The 13735-nt window shown below is 70.7% G+C and carries 12 protein-coding genes; 5 read left to right on the top strand and 7 right to left on the bottom strand.

What is annotated here, in order from left to right; all coding sequences use genetic code 11:
* Nucleotides 1-605 precede the first annotated feature (605 nt).
* A complete protein-coding gene (locus B4N89_RS25410) occupies nt 606-1175 on the top strand; it encodes an LmbU family transcriptional regulator (protein WP_235618778.1) in 570 nt (189 codons plus the stop codon).
* A gap of 152 nt (nt 1176-1327) precedes the next feature.
* Here B4N89_RS25410 and B4N89_RS25415 read toward each other — a convergent pair whose 3' ends face one another.
* On the bottom strand, nt 1328-1972 hold the full coding sequence (locus B4N89_RS25415) for an FMN-binding negative transcriptional regulator (RefSeq protein ID WP_078978126.1): 645 nt from the start codon (nt 1970-1972) through the stop codon (nt 1328-1330).
* Nucleotides 1973-2355: 383 nt separating this feature from the next.
* Between B4N89_RS25415 and B4N89_RS25420 the strand changes: the two genes are divergently transcribed.
* A complete protein-coding gene (locus B4N89_RS25420) occupies nt 2356-3672 on the top strand; it encodes a lysine N(6)-hydroxylase/L-ornithine N(5)-oxygenase family protein (RefSeq protein ID WP_078978127.1) in 1317 nt (438 codons plus the stop codon).
* 18 nt (nt 3673-3690) lie between these two features.
* Here the strand turns inward: B4N89_RS25420 and B4N89_RS25425 are convergent, their stop codons facing one another.
* The 3 genes from B4N89_RS25425 to B4N89_RS25435 form a co-directional block, all read right to left on the bottom strand.
* Complete coding sequence (locus B4N89_RS25425) at nt 3691-4398, bottom strand: hypothetical protein (protein ID WP_078978128.1); 708 nt, start codon at nt 4396-4398, stop codon at nt 3691-3693.
* A 62-nt stretch (nt 4399-4460) separates the two neighbouring features.
* Nucleotides 4461-5336 carry an SAM-dependent methyltransferase gene (locus B4N89_RS25430; RefSeq protein ID WP_078978129.1) on the bottom strand — a complete coding sequence of 292 codons (876 nt, stop codon included), beginning with the start codon at nt 5334-5336 and terminating at the stop codon, nt 4461-4463.
* A 196-nt stretch (nt 5337-5532) separates the two neighbouring features.
* Nucleotides 5533-7326, bottom strand: coding sequence for a CDGSH iron-sulfur domain-containing protein (locus B4N89_RS25435; protein WP_235618779.1), 1794 nt, complete (start codon nt 7324-7326; stop codon nt 5533-5535).
* Nucleotides 7327-7426: 100 nt separating this feature from the next.
* Between B4N89_RS25435 and B4N89_RS25440 the strand changes: the two genes are divergently transcribed.
* Nucleotides 7427-8035 (top strand): TetR/AcrR family transcriptional regulator, encoded by a 609-nt coding sequence (locus B4N89_RS25440; RefSeq protein ID WP_078978130.1) that lies wholly within the window; start codon nt 7427-7429, stop codon nt 8033-8035.
* Between the two features lie 118 nt (nt 8036-8153).
* Here the strand turns inward: B4N89_RS25440 and B4N89_RS25445 are convergent, their stop codons facing one another.
* Nucleotides 8154-8588, bottom strand: coding sequence for a MarR family winged helix-turn-helix transcriptional regulator (locus tag B4N89_RS25445; protein WP_078978131.1), 435 nt, complete (start codon nt 8586-8588; stop codon nt 8154-8156).
* Between the two features lie 147 nt (nt 8589-8735).
* Here B4N89_RS25445 and B4N89_RS25450 point away from each other — a divergent pair, with 147 nt between their 5' ends.
* Nucleotides 8736-10211, top strand: a complete 1476-nt coding sequence (locus B4N89_RS25450) for an MFS transporter (protein WP_078978132.1) — start codon at nt 8736-8738, stop codon at nt 10209-10211.
* Between the two features lie 58 nt (nt 10212-10269).
* A complete protein-coding gene (locus B4N89_RS25455; protein WP_078978133.1) occupies nt 10270-11289 on the top strand; it encodes an NADP-dependent oxidoreductase in 1020 nt (339 codons plus the stop codon).
* 165 nt (nt 11290-11454) lie between these two features.
* Here the strand turns inward: B4N89_RS25455 and B4N89_RS25460 are convergent, their stop codons facing one another.
* Both B4N89_RS25460 and B4N89_RS25465 read right to left on the bottom strand, forming a co-directional pair.
* A complete protein-coding gene (locus tag B4N89_RS25460) occupies nt 11455-12900 on the bottom strand; it encodes a CHRD domain-containing protein (RefSeq protein WP_078978134.1) in 1446 nt (481 codons plus the stop codon).
* An 85-nt stretch (nt 12901-12985) separates the two neighbouring features.
* The gene (locus tag B4N89_RS25465; RefSeq protein WP_078979619.1) at nt 12986-13600 is read right to left on the bottom strand and encodes a hypothetical protein; all 615 of its coding nucleotides are present in this window, start codon (nt 13598-13600) and stop codon (nt 12986-12988) included.
* Nucleotides 13601-13735: the final 135 nt, after the last annotated feature.

The raw sequence follows: 13735 nt of genomic DNA on the forward strand, positions 1-13735 counted from the left end.
CTGTCAGTGGTTGGTTCCTTGATTTCCGGGAGTTGCTGAGATCTACTCGGGTAGGCCCGAAGAGCACCACTTCGAATGTGGATCTTCGGGAGTCGGCGGGGGTGTGCCGCCGACAGCCGCAACGCCAACGGGGATCTGTAAAGAGGCGAACGGGGCAAACCGCTGATGCACGCATTCGTACACATATCGACCATGTTCGGCCCTGGCACCATGCCCTGGGCATGGTGTAGCCACATGCCTCCGGAAGCCGTGTCGCCGATCACCCGGGTGGGGGTGATCCGTAGGCGACCGGTGACACCGGAGCCCGCGGCGGGGCCGTTGGTCCACTGAATGCGGATCGGTTTATCGGGCACACCCCATAGCAGAACTCCCTGGGGCAGCGCACTGCGCAAACAGCGGTTATGACCTGCGCACTATTTGCTTGTTCGAGCATGCACGCACATGGAGGCATGGTGGCGAACCAGACGAGAGTTCACGATCGTGAGAGAGAGGCGCAGCTGCACTCGGGACCGGGAGTGGTCGCCCGCCCGCGAAGAGCTGTCAGGGAAAGTCCGCATTGCGGGCGATTGCTCACCACAAAGGTGGGTCTGCAAATCCCGGCCGACATGACCTTCGAGGATTGGGAGCAAGCCGGGCGTAAACTCTCGGGAATCTTGGATTCCTCGTCGTGGTGGCTCGGCGACTGGTTGGTATACGGAAAAGATCACTATACCGACCTGTATCAGCGAGGGATACGCGCAGCGGGGTTAAGCTACCAGACGCTCCGGAATTATGCGTGGGTCTCCAGGAGGTTCGACTTCGATCGTCGGCGGTCCGCGCTCAGTTTCCAGCATCATGCCGAGCTGGCCTCGTTGCCGATCGGTGAACAGGAACTGTGGCTCGACCGCGCGGAACAGATGAAGTGGACCACCAAGCAGCTGCGCAACGCTATCCGCGATGCGCGAGCGGACGAAGGGCGCGACGGCCGGCAGATCGAGGCGACCCGTCGTCTCGCCGTGCCCGGTGATCGAATCCAGTGGTGGCACAAGGCCGCCGAACATTCCGGAATCGACTTCGAGCAATGGGTGCTCGCGACCCTCGACAACGCCGCCGAGCGGGTGCTCGAGGACGCCATCGAGGTCGCGCTGGAGGAGGTACAGGAGGGCGTGCCGCAGGAGGCCGGCGTCGGCGTCTGACCGATCCGGCCGCGGAGTGGCGCGCGGGAACGGACCGGCACGGGCGCTGACGGCCCGGAAGTCCGGTACGCCCCGCCCGACTTCCCGCACCGGTGGGCCGAGGGGCCCGCGCTCCGGGTCGAGCGCGGGTCCTTCGGCAGGCCGGGCCGCGGTCAGGGCAGGCGGCTCATCAACTCGGCCGTGGCGCGATGCCGCGTGCACCCGCGCTCGTCGAACGAGCGCCGCACCCGGTCCCGCACCTCGCCGGGTTGTTCCTGGCTGAGCTTGAACATGCCGTCGGCCCTGGTCACTCGGATCCGGAAGGCGCCCACGCCGCCCACGATGCTGCGGAAGTACTCGACCGATTCGGTCATGTCCCATCCCGTCCCGTGCTCGCTTTCGAAGGCTCGGACGGTGGACCTCACCACGCCCAGCGTCTCGTCCGCCGAATCGATCTTCTCCACCGTGCCGCGCAGGTGTACCGAGGTGAAGTTCCAGGTCGGCGCGGCCGGCGTGATCTCGTACACGGTCGGCGAGACGTACGCGTGCGGTCCGGTGAAGGTGAGCAGCACGGTGCAGCCGTCGGTCAGTGCCCGCCAATGCGGATTCGCCCGGTTCATGTGTCCGAGCAACGTGACACCGACCAGGTCGTCGCTCCATTCGGTGTGCCGCTCGGGGTCGAGGATCACCGGCAGGTGTGTGGCGAAGGGCCCGTCCTCGGGGCTGCCGTTCAGTGCCACGAGCGCCAACGGATTTCTACGGATCAACTCGACCATCCACGAACCGTCCGGTTCGCGGTACTCCCGGGGAACGAACATCCGGAACTCACCCTTTCGGTGACCTGGTGCAGGGCGCGGCTCCACGACGACGGAGCCGGAGTCCTTGGTATGGATACGAGCGGGGTGCCGCCGCGGCGGGTGTGTTGTCCCGTCGGCAGGACGGCGTACTCCGCTGCATTGCGACCGAGCCCTTGAAAGGTGTGCCCGGCCCCTCTAAGTTGAAGCTGCGGTGCTTCCCGGCGCAATACCGAATGCGTTTCTCCCGGATCTCCGGTCGAGAGATGCGAGAACCGCCGACAAGGCTCGACGATGATTTCCGCTGAATTCCAGGACGCCCGACCAGGGCCCCTTCCCGGTTTCCGTGACCGACCCGTCGAGATACCGAAGTCCCTGTCGCCGCCACGCTAGCGAGAGAGTATTCTATGGGTACTTTTGCACATGAAATCTACGACGTGGCGGGCATCGGATTCGGGCCCTCCAATCTGTCCCTGGCCATCGCCCTGGAGGAGTACGGGGACGCCGGTCGCAACGGATCCCCGGACGGACCCGGGGCGATATTCTTCGAGCGGCAGCCCGCGTTCGGCTGGCATCGCAATATGTTGCTGCCGACCGCGACCATGCAGATCTCGTTCATGAAGGACCTGGCCACGTTCCGGAACCCGGTGTCGCGGTTCAGCTTCGTGTCGTATCTGCACGAGGCGGGCCGGCTCGCGCAGTTCGTCAACAACCAGGACTTCTTCCCGACCCGCCAGGAGTTCCACCAGTACCTGGAGTGGGCCCAGGCGAGCTTCACCGACCGGGTGCACTACGGCTCGGAGGTGGCCGCGATCCGGCTGCCGGCGGGCGTCGACCCGGCCTCGGCAGAGCATCTGCGCCTGGAGATCCGCGACGGCTCCGGCACCCGCACGGTCGACGCGCGCAACGTGGCCATCTCCACCGGCCTGGTGCCGCGCCTGCCCGACGGCATCCAGGCCGACGAACGGGTCTGGCACAGCTCGGAGTTCCTGGACAAGTACAGCCGGACCGACCCGACCGGGCTGCGCACCGTGGCGGTGGTCGGCGCGGGCCAGAGCGCGGCCGAGATCACCCGGTTCCTCTACGACGAACTCCCGCACGCCCGGGTCTACTCGATCATCCCGTCGTACGGATACTGCGTGGCCGACGACACCCCGTTCGCGAACCAGGTGTTCGACCCGAGCGCGGTGGACGCGTACTACTTCGGGACCGACCGCACGCGCGAGGCGTTCTGGCAGTACCACCGGAACACCAATTATTCGGTGGTCGACGACGAGGTGATCCGCGACCTCTACCGGCGCTCGTACGACGAGGAGGTGCGCGGGGTCGAGCGGTTGCACTTCCTCAACCTGACCCGGGTCGACGAGGTCAAGCGGGCGGGTGACGAGACGCGCGTGTCACTGCTGTCGCTGCTCGACGACGAATCGCCCGAACTGGACGTGGACGCGATCGTGTTCGCCACCGGCTACGAGGCGATGGAACCCAGCCGCCTGCTGGGCGAGTTGGACCGGTACTGCCTGCGCGACGAGGCCGGCCGGCATCGGGTGGACCGGGACTACCGACTGGTCACCTCTCCCGAACTGCGCTGCGGCATCTATCTCCAGGGCGGTACGGAGCACACCCACGGGCTGACCTCCTCGCTCCTGTCCAATCTCGCCATCCGCAGCGGTGAGATCGCCGAGTCGATCCTCGGCCGCCGGCCGGCGGAGGCCCTGCACGGCTGACGTCACCGATACGAGCCGCTACTTCCCCGCGGGCAGGCGATCCACCACCTCGCCCGCGGGGGGTGCGACGGGCACGCACGAGCGTTCGCTGCGGGTGATCCTCGCGTTCTGCGGACGGGTGCCCTCGGAGCGGATGACGACGGGATACGGCTTGCCGTACGCCCGCACGTAGACCGTGCGCGACCGCCGCCGACCCTGCGCGTCCCCCTCCCCGTCGACCCGGGTGAGGGGGATCAGCGTACGGCCGTCGATGGTGACCGGTTCGCCCTTGGTGTAGCCGTCGGCACCGGGTCCGAAGACCACGCCGACCGTGTCCAGGGGATCGGCCGGGTCGTACGCGAGCATCGCGTAACGATCGGCGTACGTCCGCCTGTTCGCGGCGGTGTCGGGCAGGCTCGGACCGGCCCACTCCCAGAACTCGGCGCCGGCTTTGAGATAGGACTTCCCGCCGACCACGATCGCCTCGCCCGGGTGCCCGTTCATCTCGAACGTGCCCCGGTAGTCCCGGCCCTCGCGCACGCACAGATCGAAGTCGACGCGCCTGGTGGAGGTGAGCACCTGGTCGCCGACGATGCGGATGTCGTCGGCGCCGCGGAGCAGGCTCGCCGACTCGCGGACCAGGTCCCGTGCGTCCCGGTCGACGTTGGACTCCAGCGCGTCACCGACACCGGCGCAGCCGGCGAGCGCGGCGCAGCAGAGGACGACCGCCGTGGCGGTCACGGCCATTCGGGATGTGTACACGACGTTCCTCGCCTGCGAGCCCGGGAAACCGACGGGGGTACGGCCGGTCAGGGTTTGATGCCGACGGCGCCGTAGCCCCAGACGTTCTCGACCTCGTCCAACGGGTGTTCGGGTTCGCCGTCCGGGTTCCAGTGGGTGCGCAAGCCGGGTTCGACCAGGTCGAACCCGGTGAACATGGTGCGGATCTCGTCGTAGGGGCGCATGGTCATCTCGGCCGAGGCGTTCTTCCAGCCCTCGGCGCCCTTGCGGCCCTGGTGCGGGTTGGCGTCGAAGGACGCGTGCGAGAGCAGCAGCATGCTTTTGGCGGGCAGCGCGTCGCGGAGCCGGGCGACGATGTCGTGCGGTTTCTCGTCGTCGCGGATGAAGTGCAGGATCGCGACCAGCATCAGCGCCACAGGCTGATCGAAGTCGATGACCTCCAGCACCTCCGGCGCGGACAGGATGTCCTCGGGCGCGCGCAGATCGGCCTGGGTGAACGTGGTCCGGCCCGGACCCGCGTCGGTCATCAGCGCCCGCCCGTGCACGAGCACGATCGGGTCGTTGTCCACGTAGGCCACCCGGGCGTCGGGGGCGATCTCGTGGGCCACTTCGTGGGTGTTGCCCGAGGTGGGGATCCCGGTGCCGATGTCCAGGAACTGGCGGATGCCCCGGCGGGCCGCGTAGCGCACGGCGCGGCGCAGGAAGAGCCGATTGAGCCGGAGGGAGACCGCAAGGTCCGGGATCGTCGCGACGATGGCGTCGGCGGCGGCCCGATCGACCGCGAAATTGTTCTTGCCGCCGAGAAGGTAGTCGTAGATCCGGGCGGTATGCGGAACGGTCGTCACGATCCGGGTGGGCAGCTTGGTCTCGACCTCGTCGAGTCGCGGCAACCGCCAAGCGTTCTCGGTGCCTTCGCCCGCGTCCCCCGCCGGTATGGATGTCACGCCGCCTGCCTCCGCACCACGGATTCCGTACGTGCGCCGAGCGTACCGGGGACGTTCGCGGTTCGGGGCGGCGGGCAACCGCTGTCGAGGAATCGGGACATGCCCGAGGCCGGTCGGCAACCGACCGGCGTGCCCGTGGGCACGACCGGTGCCGGCGGTCGGCCCCCGTGGCGCGGACCGCCGGCACCGGCGCGGGCTACGCCGGGGCGCCCTCGTCGACCCAGCGGGCGAAGACGTCCACCCGGTCGGCGGGCCAGGCGCCGTCGCAGGGCATGCTGCCCTGGCGCAGCCGGGCCAGGATCGCCCGCGCGTGCGCGCTGACGTCGTCGTGCGACCACAGGTCGAACATGAAGCTCATCGACTTGCGGTCCATCTCCCGGAACAGCGGCCTGATGTGCTCGGCGAAGCCGATCGGTTGGTCCTCGGTCGGCAGCGGCGTCTCGCGCGTCTCCTCGGTCGCGGCGGGGGCCAGTGCGGAGACCCGGGCGCCGGGGGTGGCGCCGCAGACCCACCACCAGCGGGGTACGGGCATGTGGGCCGGCGGCCGGGCACCGGGCTGGGAGTTCTCCACCGCGATGCGCGAGCCCCACTCGACATAGGCGACGAACGCGGCGCGGAACTCGGCGTCGGTGGGCAGGCCCGCGTCGTCGGCGGCCCGGCCGATCAACTGCGTCCAGCGGGTACGCCATTCCTCGGTCAGGGCCTTGCCGGCGTGCTCGCTCACCATGTGGTCGTAGCCGCCGTACTGCTCGGTGTACAGCTTGGGGCCGCCGAAGGTCTCGACCAGCCAGGCCGCCACCCGCTCGGGGTGGTCGGGGGCCATCCGGGCGAACAGCGGGCCGAGCAGCGGGTCTTGCGGGACGTACTTGTCGTAGAAGATGTGCGTCATGCGGGTCAGCGCGGGCAGTCCGCCGGCCCATTCGTAGAGCGTGGGCTCCTCGGAGCGCGGCGGGTCGGCGAAGTTCACGTACCAGTGCATGCCGCTGCAGAACGGCTTGTTCTGCGAATGGCCGCACCGGCACAGGCTGTAGTGCTCGGTCGGGGCGCCGGGACCGCGCGGCTCGGGCTCGCCGTCGGCGCCGACCAGGGGGATCGAGCCGGTCACCCGGTACGGGCCGTCCTGGGAGACCTCGATCGCGGGGTCGCGCGGCTGCGGCGGCGGGGACCGGCCGTCGATCAGGTAGTCGAGCGCGCCGGACGGGCAGGCCCGCACGGTGCGCACGATCTCGTCCATGCGGTCGCCGGAGGGCGCCACGAACGGCTCCTCCTTCTGCCGGAAGACCGTGGAGAGTCGATCGGTACACAGGCCCGAGTGCGCGCAGATGCCGCGGTTGTCGGTGACCGCGACGGGAGCGCCGGGGTACGTGCGCCGCTCGTCGGGCACCCGGCCGGGGTCCTTGGCGCCGGTGAACCCGTTTTGGGCGTGGCTGCCGTCGCACAGCGGTTTGGTGGTCGACTCGCCGCACCGGCACAGCGCGGTCTGCGGCAGCACCGGGATCGGCTCACCGAGCCGGTCGGTGACGCGCGGGGCGTTGGTGACCAGGTACGGCCCGTTCGGCGCGATGCGGATCCGGGTCGGCAGACCGGCCTGGAGCGCGGCGAACTCCGCGACCAGCGCGGCCCGGTCGTCCTCGTCGGTGAAGAGCCAGGCCAGGTGTTGCAGCGCGGCGGCGGCCTCCTGGACGCCGAGCGGCGGCGCGGGGTCGACCTCGGCGCGCAGCCGGGTGACGTCCGCGGCGAGGGTGCGCACGAGGCCGGCCGGATCCGCGTCGGCGGCCGTCGGCTCGACCGGCTCCGGCTCGACGGCGCTCCCGCCGACCTCGGCCAGTGCCTCGGCGAGCGGTCGGATCACCGTGTCCCGCAGCGGCTCGCCCGCGTCGGCGTCGGTCATCCGACGGGTGAGCCCGTGGTCGAGGGCGTGCGCCCGGGTCAGCAGCGACCGCAGGCGGCTCGGGATCGACGCGCCGGTCACGGGGTTCCGCCGGTGCATCGGCCCGACGGGATGATGGGACGGTTGAACACGATGATCACGCTCGCTACCCCTGTTTCTCGGTGCGTTGGCGATCAATACAATACAGGAGTGTATTGAAATGGAAAGTGCCAGCCGCGGTGCCGGTCGGGCGCGGGACGGCGCGATCGACGCCCGCATCCTGGCCGTCGCGGGACAACATCTGGCCCGGGACGGATACGCCGCGATGTCGCTCGCGGCGGTCGCCCAGGAGGCCGGCACGACCCGTCAGGCGCTGTATCGACGCTGGCCCGGCAAGGCCGAGTTGGCCGCGGCGGTGGTGACCGCGCTCGCCGAGGAGGAGCACGACGTCCGCGCCGCCGACCCGTTCGGCACGCTGGTGGCCGAACTCGCCGACTTCCAGCGCGGCGTCGGCAAACCCGGCCGGATGTCCCTGGTCGGCACGATGCTCCAGGACACGACCGACCCCGAGCTGCGGGCGCGCTACCGCTCCCGGGTGATCGCCCCCCGTCGTGCGCGCCTGCTGGACGCGCTGGAATCGGCCCGCCGCCAGGGCCAACTCGCGCCCGACGCCGACTTGGAGGTCGCCCTCACGATGTGCACCGGCTCCTGGTACGGCCGCGAACTGGCCGGTGCGCCGGTTCCGACGAACTGGCCGTATCGCACCGCGGCGTTGGTCTGGCGCTCCCTCGGCGGCACGGTCCCGACGGCGGACCCCGACGCCACGTAGCGGTGGGCCCCGCTCATGTCGATCTCGGGAGTCGCGGTCACCGACCGAGCGTGCCGGGCGCGCGCACCTTCGGGCAAGCCGATTCGCGCGGCCCGGACCGGGCCCGCCGCCGGCGCGGTCAGGCGTGCGGGGCCTCCATCGCCGGGCGCAGTCGGCCCAGCAGCCCGTACAGCGCGGCGCGCTCGTCGGGGGTGAGTGCGTCGAGCGCGGCGCGCGTGGTGTGCATCTCGGCCCGGATCCGGTGGATCGTGTCGTGCCCCTCCTCGGTGGCCACCACGTTCTTGACCCGCCGGTCGGCGGGGTCGGCCTCGCGGCGGACCAGGCCGCGCGATTCGAGCCGATCCACGATGCCGGTGACGTTGGAGGCGTCGCACACCAGCCGATCGGCCAGTCCGCGCATCGGCAGCGGGCGGCGCAACAGGGACAGCGTCTTGGCCTGCACGGAGGTCAGCCCGTGCCGGCTGACCACGGCGGCGAAGTCGTGGAAGTACGCGGTACCCACGGCGGCCATGGCGTCCATGATCTCGGCGGTGCTCGGCTCGGGACTGCTCATGACCCCAAGGTAGTGCAAAAAGGTTGAGGACTTCAACCATTGAACTTGACGGAGCAATTTCCCGGTGTCTACGGTCGATCCCGTCCCATTGCTTGAAGACTTCAACCATCGAGGCCGACAAGCTTCTCGCTCGTAGAAAGAACACCCGTGACCCCCACCCCGCCCGACACGCGACGATCCGGTGGACCGCTGATCCTCGCCCTCGGCCTGGCCGCCATGGTCGTCGCGATGGCGCAGACCCAGGTCATCCCGATCCTGGGGCTGCTCCAGCGGGAACTGGACACCACGCCCGCCGGAGTCGGCTGGGTGACCACCGCGACGCTGCTGTCGGCGGCGGTGTTCACGCCGCTGCTCGGCCGGTTCGGCGACCAGCACGGCAAGCGGCCGACCCTGATCGGCGTACTGGTCGTGATGATCGCGGGCTCGGTGCTCGCGGCCGTGACGTCCTCGCTGCCGCTGCTGATCGTCGGCCGGGTGCTCCAGGGCGCGGCGACCGCGATCTTCCCGCTCGCGTTGTCGATCATCCGCGAGGAGGTGCCCGTCGAGAAGCTGCCCGGCGCGATGGCGCTGATCAGCGGCACCCTCGCGTTCGGCAGCGGCCTGTCCCTGGTGGCCACCGGGCTGCTCACGCGCGGCGACGACCCGAACTACCACCTGGTGTTCTGGTTCTCCGGGATCCTGTCCGTCGTGGCCCTGGTCGCGGTGCTGATCCGGGTGCCGGCGAGCCGGGTCAAGGCCGGCGGCCGGATCGACCTGCTCGGCGCGGCCACCCTCGGCCTGTTCCTGGTCCTGCTGCTCCTGGGCATCTCGCAGGGCCACGAGTGGGGCTGGGCGTCCGGCCGGACCATCGGCTCCTTCGTCGGCGCGGTGGTGATGGCCTTCGTCTGGGTCCGGGTGGAGCGCCGGGTCGCCGATCCGCTGGTGGACCTGCGAATGTTCGTGCACCGCCCCGTCCTGCTGACCAACGTGGCCGGTCTGTTCGTCGGCTTCGCCGCGTTCAGCCAGTTCATCGGCATCTCCTACCTGGTCCAGATGCCCGAGCGGGTGGCCGGATACGGCTTCGGCGCCTCGGTGTTGCGGGCCTCGGTGGAGTATCTGCTCCCGGGCGCGCTGATCTCGCTGCTCGCGGCGCCGCTGGGCGGTCTGCTCGTGGGCCGGATCGGTGCCCGGGCCACGCTCGCGATCGGCGCGGGCGTCGGGGTGGCCGGCTTCGCCTGGCTCGCCTTCGGACACGGCGCGTCGGCGTCGGTGATCCTCGCGGGCATGCTCACCGGTATCGCCATCTCGTTCGGCTACGCGGCGATGCCCGCACTGATCGTGGCCGGCGTACCGCACCATCAGACCGGCATCGCGAACGGGATCAACTCCATCTCGCGCAGCGTCGGCAGCTCGATCGCCAGCGCGGTGATCACCTCGCTGCTCGCGTCCAAGTCGGTCGAGGGCCTGCCCCCCGGTCTCCCGCCGATCCCGGCGGAGGGCCGATTCACGCTCAGCTTCGTGATCGCCGGCGCGATGTTGGTCCTGGTCGTCGCGGTGGCGTTGCTCGGCCTGCAGCGGGTACCCGCCAGGGCCGAACCCGTCGCCGTGTCCCAGCCGCGGGTCCAGGAGTCCGCGGACGTCTGATCGACCGCGCCCGTCCCCTCCGTCCAGTCCGTTCCGCACGTCAGAGAGGCCACCCGAGATGACCCCCACCACCAGCCGCGAATGGCACATCCTGGCCCGCCCGAAGGGCTGGCCGAAGGAGGAGGACTTCGCGCTGCGCGAGGTCGAGATCCCGGAGCTCGCGGACGGACAGATCCTGGTCCGCAACCTGTTCCTGTCCGTCGACCCGGCCATGCGCGGCCGGATGAACGACGTCGAGTCGTACACCCCGCCCTTCGCGCTGAACGAGCCCATGCACGGCGGCGCGGTGGGCCGGGTCGTCGCGTCCCGGTCGGACGCCTTCGCGGTCGGGGACAACGTGCAGCACTGGCTCGGGTGGCGCGAGTACTCGGTGGTCGAGGGCCGCGGGGCCGGGGCGGTCAAGGTCGACGCCGACCTCGCCCCGCTGTCCGCCTACCTCGGCGTGCTGGGCATGCCCGGCCTGACCGCCTGGGCGGGCCTGCTCGACATCGCCTCCTTCCGCGAGGGCGACGCGGTGTTCGTCTCCGGCGCGGCCGGCGCGGTGGGCAGCCAGGTCGGCCAGATCGCCCGGCTCAAGGGCGCGTCGCGGGTGATCGGCAGCGCGGGCTCGGCGGACAAGGTCGCCCTGCTCGTGGACGAGTACGGCTTCGACGCGGCGTTCAACTACAAGGACGGGCCGGTCGCCGAGCAGTTGGCGAAGGCCGCGCCCGAGGGCATCGACGTCTACTTCGACAACGTCGGGGGCGAGCACCTCGAGGCCGCGATCGGCGCGCTGCACACGCACGGCCGGGTGGCGATGTGCGGCGCGATCGCGCAGTACAACGCCACCGAGCCGACGCCCGCCCCGCGCAACCTCGCGCTGTCGATCGGCAAGCGGCTGCGGTTGCAGGGATTCATCGTGATCGACTCCTTCGGCCGGCGCGACGAGTTCCTGACCGAGGTCGGCGGCTGGTTGCGCACTGGCGAACTCAAGTATCGCGAGACGGTGGTCGAGGGGATCGAGAACAACCTGTCCGCGCTGCTCGGCATGCTGCGCGGCGAGAACACCGGGAAGATGGTCGTCGCACTGCCGGAGTGAGCGGGCGGAGCCGGCGGCCGGAGTGGGCAGCCGGGGCGAGCAGCCGGGGTGCCCGGCCGCGGTGCTCGGGTGGAGACGTGCCGAAGGGCCGCGCGTGGGGATCGACGCGCGGCCCTTCGGGGTGATGCGGGCCGGGAACTTCCCTTTGGTGCAGGGAAGTTCGGCTCAGCCCAGGAACAGGTAGTCCGCCTGGTACGGCACTTCCGCCGTCGGCCGGGTGGCCGGGTCGCACGAGCCCGTCGGTGCCACACCGCCCCGGGTGTTCAGCCGCAGTACCTGCGTGGTCGCGGACAGCAGCGCGTCCGGCGTGCCGGTCCGGGTCGCGTTCAGCACCAGTTCGGGGATGTTGCCGTCGCCGTTGGGCAGTTTGCTCGCCACCGCGCCGGTGACCGCGCTGCCGTCGGGGGCGACCCACTGCGGCGGGCCCGCCGTCGGGGTCACGAACGTGTGCTCGAGGTCGCCCTGGAGCTTGGCGGCGACGTCGAGCTGGGTGAACGCGGTGCCGCCGTCCTTGGCCGTGCACCGGTAGATCTGCTTGCCCGCGACCACCGACAGGTTCAGCGCCGGCGACTTCGGGGCGACCTTTCGGGACAGCTGCCCGCGCACCGCGCCGCCCGGGAACTCGCCCGTGTGCAGGTTGGTGTAGTAGTTCGCCGGCGTCGCGTTGATCCGCTCCACCAGGGCCGGGTCGATGCCCTCGACGGTGCCGGCCAGTCCCGTCACCGACCGGGGCAGCCCGGCCTTCGCGTCGAAGAGCGGTGCGACCACGTCGCCGTTGGCCCCGGCCGCCGCCCGGTGCAGGTGGCCGAGCGTGGGCGGGGCGATGCCGGTCCAGCCGAACGACCAGTCGATGCAGGTGCCCCACGGGCGGATCGAGGTATCCGCGCGACCGTCCGGGTCGGCGGTCTTCTTGCCCTCGGCGTTCGGCACCTCCTGCTTGCCGGTCGCCTCGGCGGGCAGCGTGCCGGCTTTGAGAACACTGTTCACGTCGGCCGGTCGGGCGAGCCTGACCAACTGCCCCCGCACCGCGCCGCCGGGGAACTCGCCGGTGTGCACGTTGAAGTACACGCTCGCCGAGTCGTTCTGGATGCGGTCGAGCAGCGCCGTGTCGGCGACCTTGACGGCGCCGGTGACGGCGGTCGCCGAGTCGGGCAGCGGCGAGGTGAAGAAGGGCACCTTGACCTCGCCGTTCTGCCCCTTGCCGCCCAGGTGCAGGTGGGCCGCGGTGGGCGCGCCGATCCCCTCCCACCGGATGCCGAAGGTCACCTGGTCGCCCTTGATCCGGACCAGCGCGGTGCCCTTGCCGTCGGGGTCGCCGACCCGCGCGTTGCCGCCGGGGACCTCGTTGGCCCCGGTCAGACCCGCGGCGAAGAACGTCTCCTCGCCCGTCGCGGGCTCGGCGGCGCCGGTCGTGGTCGCGTCGGAAGCCGGCACGGCGCCGCCGTGTTCGGCGCCGTGGACCGTACCGGGATCGTTGGCGCCCTTGGCCGCGGCGGCCGGTTCGGAGCGCGTGGCACCGGACTTGGTGTCCGAGGACGAGCAGCCGGCGACGGCGAACACGAGACCGGCGGCGAGGGCGAGTGCGGGCAGCGGATATCTGCGTGCGGACATGACGAGTCTCCCCGAAGACTGGGTGGGATGGATGCGTGCCGGGTGAGCGGTGCCGACGGGCGTGGGTCCGCGCCGCTCGGGTCGGTCAGTAGCTGTAGCCGCCACCGCTTGTGGTCGGCGCGTTGCTCGTCTGCGGTGCGCCGGTCGCGGCCGCGCCCGCCTTCTTGCCGTCGGGGGTCACCGCGAACCAAGTCCCCTTCACGCCCTGGCCCTTGGTGTCGCCGGGCCGGGTGTCGGGCGCGAAGCGGTACACCGGCCAACCCGCGATGGTGACCTGGGTGCTGCCGTCGCCGCGGGTGACGCTGCCGACGGCGGACCGGTCGACACCGGTCACGGTGACGCCGTCGGTGGTGGTCACCGGGGGCCACTGGGTGGCGCAGGCACCGTCGCAGTTCGACGCGGACGGCTTGGCGGTGTCCTTGTCGAAGCGATACAGGGTGAATCCGTTGCCGTCGGTCACGATCGGGCCGAGCTTGGCGTCGGTGCCCGCCTTCAGGACGGCCTTGCCCACCCCGCCGTTCGCGACCCCACCGGGAGTGCCGGGCGCGGTCGGTGCGGACTGCGCCGGCTGCGTGGCGGCCGGCTGCGTGGCGCCGGTGGACGTGTTGCTCTTCGAGTCGTCGCCACAGGCGGACAGACCGAGCCCGAGCGCACCGGCGATGGCGACCGCGGCGAGGCCGCGCGTGCTGAGGACAGACATGGTGAACCCCCGGAAAGGATCGATGAAGGAGCCGAACTGCCGTACGGGGAACGGAATTCGGATCCGTCCCCGGGCGATCGACCGGTGCGCTGCCGGTCGGTGGTGCGTCGACATCCAGCAGTACGGGGGAGGGGT

The organism is Embleya scabrispora (assembly GCF_002024165.1).
GTDB lineage: Bacteria > Actinomycetota > Actinomycetes > Streptomycetales > Streptomycetaceae > Embleya > Embleya scabrispora_A.